Consider the following 12,723-nt stretch of genomic DNA (forward strand, 5'->3'; position numbering starts at 1 on the left):
AGGTGGTTTGTGGGCAGAAGCCCATCAAACACCCCTGCTTGATGGGCGTATGAAGGATGGTGGAATGACGGGTCTCGCGGAGTCGGTCGCCGTTGGCGTTGAGGAGGAGTTCCACGTAGTGGACCTCGAGACTCGCCACCTCGTTCCACGCGCCGGTCATCTCCTTGAGCGGCTGCCTGGCGAGCGTTTCACGCAGGAGCTGCAGCGTTCGGTGGTCGAGTCGAACAGCCGCCCGTACGTGCGGCTGGAGGATCTCGGGCACGACCTGACCGCCCTGCGCCGCACGGTGATCGAGGCGGCGGACGGCCTCGGGCTCGGGATCGTGGCGGCGGGCGCGGTGCCCCTGGTGGACCCGGCGGCCTTGAAGATCTCACCGGACGCCCGGTACGAGCAGATGCTTGAGGACTATCAGTTACTCACCCGTGAGCAGCTGATCTGCGGCGCGCAGGTGCACGTGGACGTCGCCAACCGCGACCTCGCCGTCGAGGTGGCCCACCGCGTGTCCCCCTGGCTGCCGCCACTGCTGGCGCTCAGCGCGAGCTCGCCTTACTGGCTCGGGGCCGACAGCGGATACGCCAGCTACCGCACCCTGGTGTGGAACCGCTGGCCCACCACGGGCCCGGTGCGCCACTTCGCGTCCGCCGCCGAGTACGACCAGATGGTCGCGGACCTCGTGCGCTCCGGCGTGATCATGGACCCGGGCATGATCTACTTCGACGTGCGCCCCTCCGCGCACGTCTCCACGGTCGAGTTGCGCATGTGCGACGCCTGCCCGGGCGTGGGCAAGGTCGTCCTGCTGGCCGGCATCTTCCGCGCCGTGGTCCTGCGCGAGCTGCACGCCATCGAGAACGACGGGCCGAGGTCGCCGATCCGCATGGAGATCGTCCGGGCGGCGACCTGGCGCTCGGCGCGCTCCGGGCTCGAAGGCACGCTCGTGGACCCGGTCGAGGGCACGGCCATGCCGGCCGCCGAGGTGATCAGGCGCATGCTGGACGGGCTGCGCCCCCAGCTTGAGGCCACCGGCGACTGGGACCTGGTGACGACGCTCGCCGAGGACACCCTGGGCAGGGGCAGCTCGGCCGCCCGCCAGCGGCGGGTGCTGGAGCGCGGCGGGACGCTGTCGGACGTCGTCGACCTCCTGGTGGCCGAGACCCGCTCGGACGGCTGGCAGACCGAGTTCGGCGGCCCCAACCCCGGCCTGGAGACCACCCTGCTCAAGGGCTACGACGCGGTGCAGGACGAGGCCGTGATCGAGGGCACCGTCCGCGAGCCGTACCAGCCGGTGCTCAAGATGCTCGACCGGCTCGGCCCGGTGGAACTGCGCGAGCGGGAGACCGCGCGCAACCGCTACATGCGCGAGTCCGGCATGACCTTCCAGGTCAAGGGCGCCGAAGGCCTGGAGGGCGAGGCCGCGGACCAGGAGGCGACCGACCTGTCCCGCAAGATGCCCGTCGACCTCGTGCCGAGGCTCGTCGCCGCCGACGACTGGGCGAAGATCCGCGAGGGGATGCCCCAGCGGGTCCGCGCGCTCGAGGCCTTCCTGCGCGACGTGTACGGCAGGCGTGAGGTGATCAAGGACCGGGTGCTTCCCGCGTGGGCCGTGGACGAGTCGCCCGGCTACCGGCCCGCGGGCTGGCGGGTGCACGCCGAGTCCATCAGGTGCTCGGTCGCCGGGCTCGACGTGGCCCGCGACGGCGCCGGGCGGTGGGTCGTGCTGGAGGACAACCTGCGGGTGCCCTCCGGCATCGGCTACGCGGTGGGCAACCGGCGGATGGCGGCCCACGTGCTTCCCGAGCTCGACCGCTCGGCGGTCCTCGACCCCGAGGGCACCGCGTCGCTGCTGCGCGAGGCGCTGCTCGCGGCCTCGCCCATGAGCGACCCCGCGATCGGGGTGATCACCTCGGGGCCGGAGGACCCGGCGTACTACGAGCACCGCACGCTCGCCGAGCAGATGGACGCGGTCCTCGCCGAGCCCGCCGGCCTGGAGGTCAGGGACGGAGTGGTGTACGCCTCGGGGCGGCGCGTGGACGTGCTGTACCGCAGGATCGAGGAGGACGCCCTGCTGGCGAGCCCGATCGGGGCCGCGCTCCTCGACGCGATCGAGCGGGGGACGCTCACGCTCGCCAACGCGCCCGGCAACGGCGTCGCCGACGACAAGAGCCTGTACCGTTACGTGCCGCGGCTCATCGACTACTACCTGGGAGAACGTCCCCTGCTTGCCAACGTCACGACCTATCTCTGCCGCGACCCCGAAGACCGTGAGCACGTGCTCGACCGGCTGGAGGAGCTGGTGGTCAAACCGGTCGACGGCTTCGGCGGACAGGGGGTGATGATCGGCCAGGACGCCTCGGCGGGCGAGCTGAAGGCGATCCGGGATGAGATCCTCGCCGCTCCGGAGCGCTGGGTGGCGCAGGAGACGGTGGCCCTGTCCACGCACCCGACCTTCGACGGCGAGCGCCTGCGCCCGCACGTGATCGACCTGCGCGCGTTCGTGTTCACGGGCAGGGAGCCGGTCGTCCCGCAGGCGGCGCTGACCCGCGTGGCCCCGCCCGACAGCATGATCGTCAACTCCTCGCAGGGCGGCGGGGCGAAGGACACCTGGCTGCTGAGGGAGGTCGTCTGATGTGCGGCCTCAGCGGTGAGATCCGTTTCGACGGCCGCGCGGCCGACGTGGGGGCCGTCGAGCGCATGACGGCGGCCATGGCCGCGCGCGGGCCCGACGGCACGGGCCTGTGGGCGCTCGGCCCCGTGGCGCTCGGCCACCGGCGGTTGAAGATCATCGACCTGTCCGACCGCGGAGCGCAGCCCATGGTCGACGCCGAGGCCGGGCTGGCCGGGGTGTTCAACGGCTGCCTGTACAACTACCGCGAACTGCGCGAGGTGCTGCTGGGGGAGGGCCACCGGTTCTTCTCCACCTCCGACACCGAGGTGCTGCTGAAGGCCTACCGCCACTGGGGCGCGCGGTGCGTGGACCACTTCAAGGGCATGTTCGCGTTCGCCGTCGCCGAGCGGGACACCGGGCGCCTGGTGCTGGGCCGTGACCGGCTCGGCATCAAGCCGCTGTACATCACCAGGGACGCCGCGCGGCTGCGGTTCGCCTCCACCCTGCCCGCGCTGCTCGCCGGCGGCGGGGTGCGCACCGACATCGACCGCGTGGCACTCCACCACTACATGACCTTCCACTCCGTGGTGCCCTCGCCCCGCACGATCCTGACCGGTGTGGAGAAGCTGCCGCCCGCCACCGTGCGCACCATCGAGCCCGACGGCACGGCGCACGACGACCACTACTGGAACCCCGCCTTCGAGCGTCCCCGGGAGCCGGGGGTGCTCCAGCCCGGCGCGGTACAGCTCGACGTGCTCCAGACCGGCAGGGGCGAGATGGGCGCCGGCGAGTGGCGGGAGGCCGTGCTGGAGGCGCTCAGGGTGGCCGTGCGCCGCCGCACGGTGGCGGACGTGCCGGTGGGCGTGCTGCTGTCGGGCGGACTGGACTCCAGCCTGATCGTCGCCCTGCTGGCCGAGGAGGGGCAGCGGGACATCGCGACGTTCAGCGTCGGCTTCCAGGCGGCGGGCGGGGAGTCGGGGGACGAGTTCGCCTACTCCGACCTGGTCGCCCGGCGCTTCGGCACCGACCACCACCGCATCCTCGTCGACGACCGGCGGCTGCTGCCCTCCCTGGGCGACGCCGTCGCGGCGATGAGCGAGCCCATGGTCAGCCATGACTGCGTCGCCTTCCACCTGCTGTCGGAGGAGGTGTCGCGGCACGTCAAGGTCGTGCAGTCCGGCCAGGGCGCCGACGAGGTCTTCGCCGGCTACGACTGGTACCCGCCCCTGGAGAACGTCCCGCGCGGCGACGCGGCCGACGTGTACGCGAAGGTCTTCTTCGACCGCGCCCACGAGGGCCTGGCCGAGGTGCTCGGCCCGGACTACCTGCTCGGTGCGGACGTCAGCGGCGCCTTCGCCCGCGAGCACCTCGCCATGCCCGGCGCCGACACCGCGCTCGACGCCGTGCTGCGCCTGGACACCAACGTCATGCTCGTCGACGACCCGGTCAAGCGGGTCGACAACATGACGATGGCCTTCGGGCTGGAGGCGCGCACGCCGTTCCTCGACCACGACCTGGTCGAGCTGGCCGCCATGTGCCCTCCCGAGCTCAAGCTGGCCGCGGGCGGCAAGGGCGTGCTCAAAGCCGCGGCCAGGGGGATCGTCCCCGACGAGGTCATCGACCGCCCGAAGGGATACTTCCCCGTGCCGGCGATCCGCCACATCCACGGGCCGTTCCTCGCGATGGTGCGCGACGCGCTCACCGGCCCCGCCGCCCGTTCGCGAGGCCTGTTCCGTCCCGCGATGGTGGACCGGCTGCTCGCCGCGCCCGATGACCACAGAACCACCCTGGGAGCCAACGTGTTGTGGCAACTTGGACTCCTTGAGTTGTGGCTTCAAGCACAAGGAGTCTGACCGTCGACGTCTCGTGGATCTGCCGTTTCCCCGCCCTGTCGCCGGACAACCGGGCCGTCGCGTTCGTCAGCGACCGCGACGGCTCGCCACGCGCCTGGGTCCAGCCCCTGCCCGAGCATGTGGCCGGGGGGCATGAGGCGTCGCTGACGGGCCGTTACTCCGTGCCCCCTGCGCGCGTGCCGGAGGCACGGGTGATCGACACCGGCCCCGAGCCGGTCGGCAACGTGCTCTGGTCGCCCGACGGCGAGTGGCTGGCCGTCCTGGTCTCGCCGGGCGGGGGAGAGCACACCCAGGTGTGGGCCGTACGGCCCGACGGCACCGACCGCCGCCTGCTCGCCGGGCCGACGGACACCCCGGCCCAGGGCTCCGCCGTTTTCGTGCGGTGGACCGGGCAGGGGTCCACGCTTCTCGTCGCCGAGCTGGCCGCCTCCGGCTCCACGGAGGCCGTGCTCATTGACGCGAGCCTCGGCCACCGCGACACCATCGCGGTCGGCCCGCTGATGTGGCCGAGCGCGGTGAGCCGCGACCACAGCCGGGTGCTGCTGCGCCACGGGCCCCGCGGCATGCGCGAGATGTCGGTCGCCGACCTGCCCTTCGGGAAGGAACGCCCGCTCCTGCCGCCCACCACCGACCTCGGCATGCTGTCCCCCGACGGCGAGGTGGCCTACATCCGCTCCAACGCCGGCCGCGACCGCATGGCGCTGATCGCGATGCCGATGGGCGGGGCTCCCCAGGTGATCGCCGAGCGCCCCGACGCCGAGCTCGACCGGTTCTCCGTCAGCGTGGACGGCACGGTGGCCCTGCTGGTCTGGAACGTCGCGGGCCGCTCCGAGCTGGAGGTGGCCGACCTGGTGGAGGGCGGCACCCGGCCGCTCCCGCCGCCCCCGGCCGACGTGATCAGCTCCGCGCGGCTGTCCCTGGACGGTGCGCTGGCCGTCCTGGCGGGGGAAGGCCCCGCCACGCCCTCGCACGTCCTGCTGTGCGACCTCGCGACCGGCGCCTACCGCCGGGTGGCCGGTGACGACCCCCTCCCCGACCCCGTCGAGGCCGAGCTGGTCCGGTTCCACGCCAGGGACGGCCTGGAGCTGAGCGGCTGGCTGTACCGCGCCGGGCCGTCCCGCACGCCGTGCGTGATCTACCTGCACGGCGGCCCCGAGAGCCAGCAGCGGCCGACGTTCAACCCGCTCTTCCAGCGGCTGCTGGCGGCCGGCATCAGTGTGTTCGCGCCGAACGTACGGGGCTCCTCGGGCTTCGGGCGCGCGTTCCTCGACGCCGACAACCACGCCCTGCGCTTCCACGCCATCGACGACGTGGCCGACTGCGTCGAATACCTCGTGCGCACGGAGGTCGCCGACGCCGGCAGGGTGGCCTGCATGGGCCGCTCGTACGGGGGCTACCTCACGCTCGCGGCCCTGGTGACCTACCCCGAGCTGTTCCGCGCCGGGGTGGACGTGTGCGGCATGGCCGACTTCGCGACCTTCTACGCCCGCACCGAGCCGTGGATCGCCGCCGCGGCCGTCTCCGAGTACGGCGACCCCGTGGCCGACCGCGATCTGCTGCGGGCCCTGTCGCCCATCCACTCCTTCGACAGGCTGGCCGCGCCGCTGCTCGTCGTCCACGGCGCGCAGGACACCAACGTGCCGGTGTACGAGGCCGAGCAGGTCGTCGCCGAGGCCACCGCGCGCGGCATCCCGTGCCGCTACCTGCTCTTCCACGACGAGGGCCACGAGACCGTGCGGACGGCCAACAAGATCGCCTTCGCGGAGGCCGTCGTCGGGTGGCTCGGGCGGTGGTTCGAGGAACAGCCGGGCCGTTCCCGCGGTTGACTTCCGGCATGGCTGACCGACTGGTTGATCAAGTGGAGTTCACCGCCGACGGCATCACGCTCGCCGGCGACCTCAGGGTGCCGGAGGGTGAGGGCCCCCATCCGGCGCTGGTGTTCACCGGCCCGCTCACCGGGGTGAAGGAGCAGGTCGCGGGCCTGTACGCGGCTCGCCTCGCCGAGGCGGGGTACGTCACGCTGGCGTTCGACCACCGCAACTTCGGGCGGTCGGGCGGCACGCCGCGCCACCACGAGGACCCGCAGGGCAAGCTCGGCGACCTGCGGGCCGCCGTGTCCTACCTGCGCGGCCTTCCCGAGGTGGACGGCGAGCGCGTGGGCGCCGTCGGCGTCTGCCTGGGCGCCGGTTACGCACTGCGGTTCGCGGCCTTCGACCCGAGGGTGAAGGCCTTCGTGGGCATCGCCGGCGCGTACAACAATCCGTACGCCATGCGGTCCGGCATGACCGAGGAGGGCTACCAGGAGGCGCTGGCCTCCTTCACCGAGGTGTTCGAGCGGCAGGACCGCGGCGGCGACGCGGAGTACTTCCCGGCGGTGGCGGTCTTCGGCGAGGCGGCGATGCAGGGGGAGGAGCCGTTCGCCTACTACGGCACCGAGCGCTCGGCCTCCCCGTCGTGGAAGAACACGATCACCCGCACGTCCATCCGCGAGCTGATCACCGTGGACAACATGATGGGCGCCGACTTCCTGTCGCCCAAGCCCGGCCTGATCGTGCACGGCGTCGTGGACGGCTTCTGCTCCCCGGAGGGCGCCGAGGAGGCCTACAAGCGCATGGACGAGCCGAAGAAGCTCGTCTGGCTCGACGCCAGGCTCCACATCGACCTCTACGACACCGAGCCCTACGTCACCCAGGCCGTCGAGGCGACCGCCGCCTTCCTCGCCGAGCACCTCTGACCGGCCGCGCGGGCCTATCCTGGCGCAGGTGTCCACGCGTGAGCTCGTCGTCCTCGGTACCGCCAGCCAGACGCCCACCCGGCACCGCAATCACAACGGGTACCTGCTGCGGTGGGACGGCGCCGGGCTGCTGTTCGACCCCGGCGAGGGCACCCAGAGGCAGATGACCATGGCCGGGGTGGCGGCGGCCGACGTGAACCACATCCTGATCAGCCACTTCCACGGCGACCACTGCCTCGGAGTGCCCGGCGTGATCCAGCGGATCTCGCTGGACCGCGTGCCCCACCCGGTCTACGCCCACTTCCCGGCCTCCGGCGCCGAGTACTTCGCCCGGCTGAGGCACGCCAGCTCCTACCACGAGACGGGCACGGTGATCGCCCAGCCGGTGCGCGAGCCTGGAGTGATCGCCGAGGGCGGCTTCGGCCGGATCGAGGCCCACCCGCTCGACCATCCGGTGCAGGCCTACGGCTACCGGCTGGTCGAGCCGGACGGGCGGCGCATGCGCCCGGACCTGCTCGCCGCCCACGGCCTCACCGGCCCGCGCGTCGGGGAGTTGCGGCGCGAGGGGAGCGTCCGCGTGGGCGGGCGCACGGTCTCGGTCGAGGAGGTCAGCGAGCCGCGCCTGGGCCAGCGGTTCGCCTTCGTCATGGACACCCGGCTGTGCGATGGGATCTTCACCCTCGCGGCCGGCGCCGACCTGCTGGTCATCGAGTCGACGTTCCTGGACGAGGACGCCCGCCTGGCCCACGACTTCGGGCACCTGACCGCGGGGGAGGCCGGGCGGGTGGCCCGCGAGTGCGGTGTGCGCCGGCTGGTGCTGACGCACTTCTCCCAGCGCTACACCAGTCCCGCGGACTTCGGCGCCCAGGCCCGCCGGCACTTCGACGGAGAGATCGTGGTCGCCGAGGACCTGCTGCGCGTCCCCGTGCCGCCCCGCCGCCGCCCCGTCGACGCCCTGCCGCCCCGGCGCTGACGTTCCCACGGACGAGGCGCCCCTCATGACAAAGGCCCTGGTCACAGTGAACGCTGTGACCAGGGCCTTTCTTTGTAGCGGGGGCAGGATTTGAACCTGCGACCTCTGGGTTATGAGCCCAGCGAGCTACCGAGCTGCTCCACCCCGCGTCGGTGTTTCACAACCATACCGCCGATCGCGGAGGACGCAAACCGGATCACTCCAAGGCCGCCGTACGGTCGCGTCCGTACCCGGCGGGGGCGGCCGGTGGCCGTGCGGTCAGGGCCTCGCCGTGAGGACGTCCACCGCCAGGCGGCGCACCACCGACTCGTCGACCTCCACGCCGAGGCCGGGCCCGTTGGGGACGTGCGCGACCCCGCCCGTGACCTTGACGGTCGCGCCGGTGGCGTAGGCGGAGTCGATGAACTGCCTGCCGTTGAGGTCCACCGGCCCGGTGATGCCGTACGCGGAGAAGAGGTGCAGGGACGCGGCGAGGCCGATGTCCCCGTCGGTGAGGCCGGACCCCATGAGCCTGACCCCTGAGTCCTCCGCGAGCTGGCAGAGCCGCCGTGAGAGCGTGAGACCGCCGCTGCGCTGGACCTTGGCGATCGCCACGTCGACCGCGCCGAGCTTCACGAAGGTGGCCAGGTCGGTCGGGTGCCGCAGGCTCTCGTCGAGCGCGACGGGCAGGGGCGAGGAGTCGCGCATGCGCCGCAGTCCCGCGACGTCGTTGGCGGGCAGCGGCTGCTCGAAGGCGGTGACCCCGAGGTCGAGCAGCCGCCCGGCCAGGCGGAGGGCGGTGTCGCACGTGTAGGCCTGGTTGGCGTCCACCCACAGGGGCGCCTCCGGGGCCGCGTCGCGGACGGCCGCCACGATGGCGAGGTCGGTCTCCTCGGCGTGCAGCCCGATCTTGACCTTGAACGCGCGGTAGCCCGCCTCCCGGCCCTCGGCCACGCAGTCGGCGACCTCCTCCGCGGTCTGCCCGGACACGATCCAGGCGAGCTGGACCTCCTCGGCGCGGCGCTGCCCCCACAGCACGCCGACGGGCACCCCGGCGGCCCTGCCCAGCAGATCGTTGAGGGCGATGTCGACGGCGGACTTGGCGAGGGGCGCGCCGATGGAGAAACCCCGGTTGATCGCCCGGTCGAACGCCGTGGTGACGCCATCGAGATCGAAGGCCGGGCGGCCGAGGATGGCGGGCGCCAGGTACCTGTCGATGGTCGTGACGATGGACTCGGCCGTCTCGTACGTCCAGGCGGGGATCGGCGTGGCCTCGCCCCAGCCGTGGACGCCGCCCGCGCTGACCTTCACCAGGACGCGGATGCTCGGACGTCCCGCGACGGCGACCGAGCCGCCGGAGACGCCGAAGGAGCGCAGGGTCGGAAGGGCGACGGCGAAGGTCTCGACCTGGTCGATGGACAGGGTGGCCAGGGTCACTCGAAGATCCTTTCAACGTTCTCGTGAAGGCCGGCGGGGAGTGCCGGGGTGTGCGTCTCGTGAAGCGGCACGGCCCGTACGCCCCGCACGAGGCTGGGGGCGGGCGGCGCGGTGCTCTCGCGCAGGATGACCTCGCCGGAGACCCGCTCGATGCGGCTGCGCGGCCTGGCGGGCCGGAGCGCCATGGCCATGACGCGCTTGCCGAGCTCTTCCAGCGGGAGGCGGACCGTGGTGAGGGGCGGCGTCAGGTCGGCGATGATCGGGATGTCGTCGAAGCCCGCCAGGGACACGTCCGCGGGCACGGCGAGCCCGTGCCCGCGCAGGGCGGTGAGCGCGCCGACCGCCATCACATCGGTCAGCGCGAAGACGCAGGTGGCCCGGAGCCCCCTGCGGAGCAGCTCGGTGGCGGCCTCGAACCCGCCGTCCCTGGTGAAGGCGCCCTCCACGACCTGGCCGGGGTCCAGGGTGATGCCGGCCTTGGCGAGCGCGTCCTGGAAGCCGCCCAGGCGATCGACCACGGTGGTGAGGCTGGGAGGCCCGGTCAGCACGGCGAAGTCGCGGTGGCCGAGCGCCAGCAGCGCCTCGGCGAGCGCGGCGCCGCCCGCGCGGTTCTCGGGGAGGACCGTGTCGACGCGGAGGTCCTGGTGGCGGCTGACCGCCGCGACCCGGCCGCCCGCGGTGGTGTAGGGGGCGATCTCACGCCGCATGGCCTGCCGCCAGGCGCGGTCCTCGAAGCCGGAGCCGATGAGCAGGATCGCCCGGACCCGCTGGCCGCGCATCATGGAGACGTAGGCGACCTCGCGATCGGGGTCGCGGAACGTGCTGCCCAGGATGACGTTCAGGCCCTCGTCGGCGGCGGCGCGCATGACGCCCCTGGCGACGCCGGCGAAGTAGGGGTCGCCGATGTCGTGGCAGATCACGCCCACGGTCTGGCTGGACGCCCGGGCGAGGGCCTGCGCGTGTGCGTTCGGCGTGTACGCCAGCTCCGCGGCGGCGGCGAGGACGCGCTCACGAAGGTCCGGCCGGACCTTGGTGGCGCCGTTGAGCACGCGGGAGGCCGTGGCGGGTGAGACCTGCGCGGCCCGGGCCACGTCGTCGAGGGTCACCTGCGGCTGTTCGGACACGTTGTTCACCAACCCCCTTGACCGTGATGTGAGACGGAATTTATGGTACGCCGAGAAAGCGCTTTCCGATAGCGCTTTCCGATCATCGAGAAAGCGCTTGCACGGCCACCGCTCCAGCGGCGGCCGCGCGAGGAGAAGGAGGCGGATCATCGTGAGCCTCGTCGGTCGCGGGCCGGACCGGGTGCTGCGGGCCGTGGAACGATCGTGGCGGCCAGTGGCACTCCTGGTGGCCTGCTTCGCGGCCTGGTGGGTGGTCACCGCGGCCGGCTTCGTCCAGGCCTACCTGGTGCCGTCGCCCGGCATGACGCTGCGGCTGCTCGCCGACAAGTGGCCGTACATGTGGCAGCACACCTGGGTGACCACGTACGAGACCGTGCTGGGCTTCGTGATCGCGGTGATCGTCGGCGTGCTCGCGGCCGTGGTGATGGTCTACTCGCCCTCGGTGGAGAAGACGCTCTATCCGATCCTCCTGTTCGCCCAGGTCATCCCCAAGATCGCGATCGCGCCGCTGTTCGTGGTCTGGCTGGGCTTCGGGCTCGCGCCCAAGGTCGTGGTCGCCGTGCTGATCGCGTTCTTCCCCGTCGTGATCTCGATGGTGACCGGCCTGAAGTCGGTCGATCCGGAGATGCTGCAGCTCGCCGCGACGATGAACGCGAGCCCGCTGAAGACCTTCATGAAGATCCGTTTCCCCACGGCGCTTCCGCACCTGTTCTCGGGGCTGAAGGTCGCCGTCACCCTGGCGGTCACCGGTGCCGTCGTCGGGGAGTTCGTCGGCGCCAACGAGGGTCTCGGATTCGTGATCCTCCAGGCCAACGGCAACCTCGACACCCCCATGCTCTTCGCCGGGCTCCTGCTGATGTCACTGATCGGGGTCGTCCTGTTCACCCTGGTGGAGATCGCCGAACGCCTCATGCTGCCCTGGCACGCCAGCAGGCGGGGCGAAGCCGTCACCACCACTCTTTGAAGATCCTCGAAGAAGGAAGACCATGAGATTCCGTACTCTCGCCGCCGCACTCCTGCCGCTGATCGCGCTCACCGCGGGCTGTGGGGGCGGCTCCTCCGGCGAGGCCGCCGCGAGCCCCGGCGGTCCCGAGCCGGTGACGCTCACGCTCAACTGGTACCCGTACGGTGAGCACGCGCCGTTCTATCTCGGGCTGAAGCAGGGCGTCTTCAGCAAGCACGGCATCGACCTGAAGATCCAGGCGGGCCAGGGGTCGGTGAAGACCATCCAGGCCACCGGTGCGGGCCAGACGGACTTCGGCTGGGCCGACACCCCTGCGCTGCTGGCGGCCGTGGGCCAGGGCGTCCCGGTGAAGAGCCTCGGGGTCTACCTGCAGACCACGCCCGCGTCCGTGCAGTTCTTCACGGCGAAGAACATCACCAAGCCCGCCGACCTCAAGGGCCTGAAGATCGCCTCCACGGCCGGTGACGCGCTCTCCAAGACCTTCCCCGCCTTCCTGAAGCAGAACGGCATGAGCGACGGCGATGTCGTGCTGCAGAACACCGACCCGGCCGGCAAGATCGCCGCGGTGATGTCCGGGCAGGCCGACGCCCTGCTCGGCTACGCCTCCGACCAGGGCCCGACGATGCAGAGCAAGTCCGGCAAGCCGGTGTCCTACCTGCGCTTCTCCGAGCTCGGCCTGAACTTCTTCAGCAACGGCCTCCTGAGCTCCAGCAAGCTGCCGCAGGACAAGCCCGACCTGGTCAAGCGCATGGTCGCCGCCACCAGCGAGGCCTGGGCCGCGGCCGAGACCCAGCCCGACGCGGCGGTCGACGCCATGCAGGGCGCCTCCGAGCAGCTGCCGGACAAGACCGTCCTGCTCGACCAGCTCAAGACCACGCTCACGCTCCTGCACACCGACGCCACCAAGGGCATGGCACCCGGGGTCAACACCGAGGCCGACTGGAAGACGACGATCGACACGTTCGTCAGGACCGGCGTGATCCCCAAGGCCGAGGCCCCGGCCACCTACTGGGACCAGAGCGTCGCCCCGAAGGGATGAGCCCGATGACCGGCAACC

9 protein-coding genes and 1 tRNA gene are annotated in these 12,723 nt (G+C 71.9%); 7 read left to right on the forward strand and 3 right to left on the reverse strand.

The features are described from left to right. Positions 1-64: 64 nt before the first annotated feature. From ACOZ38_RS09490 to ACOZ38_RS09510, 5 genes are read left to right on the forward strand one after another with little or no spacing between them, the layout of a single operon-like run. Positions 65-2,623, forward strand: coding sequence for a glutamate--cysteine ligase (locus tag ACOZ38_RS09490; RefSeq protein ID WP_424529727.1), 2,559 nt, complete (start codon positions 65-67; stop codon positions 2,621-2,623). Then, on the forward strand, positions 2,623-4,455 hold the full coding sequence (locus tag ACOZ38_RS09495) for an N-acetylglutaminylglutamine amidotransferase (protein WP_424529728.1): 1,833 nt from the start codon (positions 2,623-2,625) through the stop codon (positions 4,453-4,455). Before ACOZ38_RS09490 ends, ACOZ38_RS09495 begins: the two co-directional genes overlap by 1 nt. Next, positions 4,431-6,281, forward strand: coding sequence for a S9 family peptidase (locus ACOZ38_RS09500; RefSeq protein ID WP_424529730.1), 1,851 nt, complete (start codon positions 4,431-4,433; stop codon positions 6,279-6,281). Before ACOZ38_RS09495 ends, ACOZ38_RS09500 begins: the two co-directional genes overlap by 25 nt. An 8-nt stretch (positions 6,282-6,289) precedes the next feature. Continuing rightward, positions 6,290-7,189: an alpha/beta hydrolase gene (locus tag ACOZ38_RS09505; protein ID WP_424529731.1), complete on the forward strand. Its 900-nt coding sequence runs from the start codon at positions 6,290-6,292 to the stop codon at positions 7,187-7,189. Between the two features lie 28 nt (positions 7,190-7,217). Beyond that, on the forward strand, positions 7,218-8,162 hold the full coding sequence (locus ACOZ38_RS09510) for a ribonuclease Z (protein WP_424529733.1): 945 nt from the start codon (positions 7,218-7,220) through the stop codon (positions 8,160-8,162). Positions 8,163-8,237: 75 nt separating this feature from the next. Here the strand turns inward: ACOZ38_RS09510 and ACOZ38_RS09515 are convergent. From ACOZ38_RS09515 to ACOZ38_RS09525, 3 genes are all read right to left on the reverse strand, one after another. Beyond that, positions 8,238-8,311 (reverse strand) — tRNA-Met (locus ACOZ38_RS09515). Positions 8,312-8,420: 109 nt separating this feature from the next. Further along, positions 8,421-9,578 (reverse strand): mandelate racemase/muconate lactonizing enzyme family protein, encoded by a 1,158-nt coding sequence (locus ACOZ38_RS09520; RefSeq protein ID WP_424529734.1) that lies wholly within the window; start codon positions 9,576-9,578, stop codon positions 8,421-8,423. Continuing rightward, positions 9,575-10,711, reverse strand: a complete 1,137-nt coding sequence (locus ACOZ38_RS09525; RefSeq protein WP_424529736.1) for a LacI family DNA-binding transcriptional regulator — start codon at positions 10,709-10,711, stop codon at positions 9,575-9,577. The genes ACOZ38_RS09520 and ACOZ38_RS09525 overlap by 4 nt, the downstream gene beginning before the upstream one ends. A gap of 142 nt (positions 10,712-10,853) precedes the next feature. Here ACOZ38_RS09525 and ACOZ38_RS09530 point away from each other — a divergent pair, with 142 nt between their 5' ends. Continuing rightward, positions 10,854-11,666 carry an ABC transporter permease gene (locus ACOZ38_RS09530; RefSeq protein ID WP_424529737.1) on the forward strand — a complete coding sequence of 271 codons (813 nt, stop codon included), beginning with the start codon at positions 10,854-10,856 and terminating at the stop codon, positions 11,664-11,666. 22 nt (positions 11,667-11,688) lie between these two features. Further along, positions 11,689-12,705 carry an ABC transporter substrate-binding protein gene (locus ACOZ38_RS09535; RefSeq protein ID WP_424529739.1) on the forward strand — a complete coding sequence of 339 codons (1,017 nt, stop codon included), beginning with the start codon at positions 11,689-11,691 and terminating at the stop codon, positions 12,703-12,705. Positions 12,706-12,723: the final 18 nt, after the last annotated feature.

The organism is Sphaerisporangium viridialbum (assembly GCF_049674955.1).
GTDB classification, from domain to species: domain Bacteria; phylum Actinomycetota; class Actinomycetes; order Streptosporangiales; family Streptosporangiaceae; genus Sphaerisporangium; species Sphaerisporangium viridialbum.